Annotated in this window: 1 protein-coding gene; it reads left to right on the forward strand. The window is 27.6% G+C overall.

All coding sequences use genetic code 11. The annotated features are described in order from the left end of the window. Positions 1–111 precede the first annotated feature (111 nt). Positions 112–525 carry a DDE-type integrase/transposase/recombinase gene (locus tag HMPREF9129_RS11260; RefSeq protein WP_083827214.1) on the forward strand — a complete coding sequence of 138 codons (414 nt, stop codon included), beginning with the start codon at positions 112–114 and terminating at the stop codon, positions 523–525. The last annotated feature ends 41 nt before the right edge of the window (positions 526–566 follow it).

A 566-nucleotide genomic window follows, 5' to 3' on the forward strand; every position in this document is an offset into this window, starting at 1 on the left:
AAAAGATAATCATGCTCTAGATACAAGCCTTTCTAATTTCAATAAATACATTAACAATAATGAAGTTTTCAAAGAATATTTTGATAAAAATAAAGGAAAAACAAAGCTAAAATAAGATTTGAATCATCTCCATCAGAGCAAGCTCAAATTGATTGGAAAGAAAATATAGAGTTCATAACTTCTGATGGAGAGGTAATTAATTTAAATATTTTTGTTTTCATACTTTCATATTCAAGATATAGGATTTTTAGTGTATCACTAGACAAAAAACAAAGTACTCTATTTGACTTTTTAAATTCTAGCTTTGAACAAATTAGTGGAGTTCCTCAAAGCTTAGTAACTGATAATATGAAAACAATTATGGATGAGCCAAGAACCGGTAGAAAAGAAGGAAAAGTTAACAATAAGTTTTATCAATTTATGAAAGATTATGGTTTTGATCTAAAACCATGTACAGCCAAAAGACCACAGACTAAAGGAAAAGTAGAATCTAGCATGAAACTATTAGAAGAAATTAACGCCTAACAAGGGAAATTAACATATCAAGAACTTTTAGACTTAGTTTC

The organism is Peptoniphilus indolicus ATCC 29427, assembly GCF_000227315.1.
Classification (GTDB): domain Bacteria; phylum Bacillota; class Clostridia; order Tissierellales; family Peptoniphilaceae; genus Peptoniphilus; species Peptoniphilus indolicus.